This is a genomic window from Candidatus Thiosymbion oneisti (genome assembly GCF_900092655.1).
Lineage (GTDB): Bacteria > Pseudomonadota > Gammaproteobacteria > Chromatiales > Chromatiaceae > Thiosymbion > Thiosymbion oneisti.
In genome coordinates, this window is record NZ_FLUY01001026.1 from 1 (window position 1) to 3,288 (window position 3,288).

General features: G+C 60.9%; 3 protein-coding genes. All 3 read right to left on the reverse strand.

Annotated elements, in window-relative coordinates:
• Window positions 1-212: 212 nt before the first annotated feature.
• Window positions 213-614 carry a hypothetical protein gene (locus BQ17_RS10600; protein ID WP_089726879.1) on the reverse strand — a complete coding sequence of 134 codons (402 nt, stop codon included), beginning with the start codon at window positions 612-614 and terminating at the stop codon, window positions 213-215.
• Window positions 615-619: 5 nt separating this feature from the next.
• Window positions 620-2,029 (reverse strand): magnesium transporter, encoded by a 1,410-nt coding sequence (gene mgtE / locus BQ17_RS10605; RefSeq protein ID WP_089726881.1) that lies wholly within the window; start codon window positions 2,027-2,029, stop codon window positions 620-622.
• Between the two features lie 311 nt (window positions 2,030-2,340).
• Window positions 2,341-2,919, reverse strand: coding sequence for a DUF302 domain-containing protein (locus tag BQ17_RS10610; RefSeq protein WP_089726883.1), 579 nt, complete (start codon window positions 2,917-2,919; stop codon window positions 2,341-2,343).
• Window positions 2,920-3,288: the final 369 nt, after the last annotated feature.

Below are 3,288 nucleotides of genomic sequence, written 5' to 3' on the forward strand. Positions count from 1 at the left end.
ACGCCAAATAACCCAGGACCGCGCCCGGACCGGCACGGCGCCGAACGCGGCGTAACGCAACCCGACGCTCGGATCCAGTTTAACCAGACAGCTTCTGAACCCCACTAGTACCTAGTTTCAACCGATGTTGCAAGTTCATAGTATCTGCTGGCTCACACGCTTGGCTTATCCGCTCCAGTGTGGGGACTAGCAATATCGCTCGAAACTAGGTACTAGCCTTCGGGCCGTATGTGTTCGATGTATTTCGCAACCTCTATCATCTCCAGTCTCAGGGTTTCGCCGGCGGCGACCAAGCGCCTATCCGTACCGCGGAAACCTAGGTCGCAGCGCGTATGGCCGCGGGTATCGAGCGGGACCGGGATCATATCTCGATAGGTAAAGATGTTGTCGTCGATATCGCCACCGTCGCAGACCAATCGCCCCTCCGGCAGCTCGGACTCGATTTTCGCGCCTTCCATGATCAGATCACCACTCTGCCACCAACGGGTGCGGTCGTGGGAACCGGTCATGGTTTTGATGATGTAGGCACGGGAGAAGCGGATGCACAGGCACCCGTCCTGGTAACTGACGGCACCGATCTCAGACCCAGGGAGCTCAATACTGCTGCTTTCCATTCGGTTCACACAAAATAGAACAGGGTCACCGTAACAAAGAAAATCACCACGGCCAGAATATCGTTCCCGGTGGTAATGAACACGCCGGTAGCCATGGCCGGGTCGATGCCGAGACGATCCAATACCACGGGAACGGTGGCCCCTACGGTGACCGCGGCAACGACAACGGTCATCTCCGCCAGCCCCGCAGTGACCACCAGGCGCAGCGGCGCCTCGATGTCACCCAGCTGCGATACCAAAAGCACGAACAAGACCAGGGCAATCGCTGCGATGGCGCCGTTGGCGAGTCCGCCCAACAGCTCTTTGCCCAACCGCCAGCCCAGGTCGGCAAAGGTCAGGGTTCCGGTCGCCAGGCCCTGCACTGCCACCGTCGAGGCCTGGATGCCGGCATTGCCCGCGGTGGACATGACGATGGGGATAAAGCTGGCCAGGATTGCGGCCTGTGCCAGTTGCTCCTCGTAAGCCCCCACGATCACCCCCGACAGGCTCGCCCCCACCAGCCCGACCAGCAGCCAGGGGGCACGCCCGCGCACGATGCGCCGCACGGACTCGTCGTGTTGGGTGTCGGTCGCAAGCCCAGCCATGATCTTGATGTCCTCCTCCGCCTCGTCCCGGATGACCTGCCGCAGGCGGTCCGGGGTGATGCGTCCGACCAGTTGGCCGTCCGCGTCCACCACGGGCATCACATTGAGCTCGTAGCGGTCCGCCAGGCGTGCGACCTCCTCCTGATCCGTATCCGGGGTCACGGCGATGAAATCCGTGTGCATCGCCTCGCGGACACTGGCCTCCTTGGGCAGCAGCAGCAGATCTCGAAGCTTGAGATAACCGACCGGCCGCCGCTCGGCGTCGACCACGCTCACGCCGTAGAGCTTCTCGATCAGCTGGGCGTTGGCGCGGATCTCGGCGGTCACCATCCCGATGGTCCAGTCGACGGGAACAGCGACGAACTTGCGGCTCATGATGCTACCGGCGGAGTCCTCGCCGTGGGCACGCAGCTCTTCGATGGCCGCGCGCGCGCGGAGCCTGGGTAGGACCTGCTGGGCTACGTCCTCCGGGAGGTCGTCGAGGGCCTGGAGGGCCTGCTCCGGCTCCATCTTATCCAGCACCTTGACGATCCGGGCGATCGAGGCATCCTTGAGCAAGGCCGCGCGGAGCTCCGGATTGAGCAGGACGACGGCCTTTACGGTCTCTCGATCGCGCCATTCGAAGAGCTTGCGGGCCCGCTTCAGCGGCAGCGCGACGAACAGCTCGACCACATCCGTCGGGGACCAGCGGTTCAGCACTGCCCGCAGGCGCCCACGCTCCTTGGCCTTGATGAGTCGGGAGACCTCATCGACGACGGCCTGATTCGCCTCTGCGGCATCACCGTCGCCGTGTCGCCAACGCAGACCGTCGATGTTCGGCGGGATGTTCATGTCGCACTACTCCTTGGATACCCAACGCTGCGCGCAGTGTATCCGGTCGCGACCCTACTGCAAGGGGGCTTGAAAAATCCCTTACATCGGGAGGTAGGATGGGCTATGCCTATCGACGACTTTCCCTGTGGGTATAGGGATAGGGTTTGCACCGACTTTCTTTATCCGCAGATGAAGAACGAAACAATCTGCGTAATCTGCGGATTCAAAACGCAAACGCGACTGAGGTTTCTGATACATAGGCGGTGGGTACGGCCCATCCTACAAGGCGATGTTCTCCCTCCGAAGCATGCCGTTTTCCGCCGCTCGGGTTAGAACTCACCCTTGGCCGCGCCCTCCATGATGGCCATAATGTTCTCACGCACCCGAATGGCATCCGTTTTGAGGTCTTCGGGTAGCTCTTTCCCACCGTGAATCATCAGATCCAGGTTCATCGTATACATCCACAAGCGGCCGTTTTTGTCCTCGACCAAGGCAATACGACAGGGCATGAATCCGCTGTAATGGTCGCGGTATTCGAGCATCTTCTTGCCGACCTGGGCGTCGCAAAAGGACAGGAAATTCACATAGCGGTAATCCTCGCCGGTGATCGCCCGGACCTGCTTGTAGAAAGGCGATTCGCCGACAAACAGGAGGTTGCGCGATACGGCGATGCTCTTCATAGATTCGACGACTTCTTCGGCGCTTAAGTCCGCGGCGACCGGTACGGACCACATCATGGAGACACCGGGATCTCCGGTCTTGAGAAGTTTGCCGGCAAATTCCTGATAAACGGCCAGGAACCGGTCGTCGAACTTCGTCAGCGTTGGACCCAGGCGGACAGCGACGACAATGATCGCGAGTACGGCGACGAGTCCGATCAGGGCGAGCAGGTTACGAATAAGCTTCATACACATTTCTCCTCGGAGTGGTCGGAGCTCTGGGACCCTGGACGATCAGTGCCGAATCCGGCCACTCCGGTCGTTGGTGCTTGGGGTCATCCGTTCGTCCTTAGAGACTGTCTAAGAACTTGCCCGGTTGGCTCCCTCGCCCCCTGGGGGGAGAGGGTTGGGGAGAGGGGGGATCAAGGGCTTTATTTCGATCGGATTGTCATTCCATATCAAGCAAGGCTCTTTATGGATTCCGGACTGCTTTGGAGTGCGCCGGCAAAGTGGCGCGACCGCATCGAACCTCAGCCACGGAGGATACCAGCGGCGTTGGCCGGGAATCCGGGCCCTTCGGTTCCACCCGCGCCGCGGCGACGGCGCTTTCCCCTGGCC

Bases quoted from the DNA above. Each gene is read 5' to 3' on its own strand.
- BQ17_RS10600 (WP_089726879.1), bottom strand. From the start codon at position 614: ATGGAAAGCAGCAGTATTGAGCTCCCTGGGTCTGAGATCGGTGCCGTC.
- mgtE (WP_089726881.1), bottom strand. From the start codon at position 2,029: ATGAACATCCCGCCGAACATCGACGGTCTGCGTTGGCGACACGGCGAC.
- BQ17_RS10610 (WP_089726883.1), bottom strand. From the start codon at position 2,919: ATGAAGCTTATTCGTAACCTGCTCGCCCTGATCGGACTCGTCGCCGTA.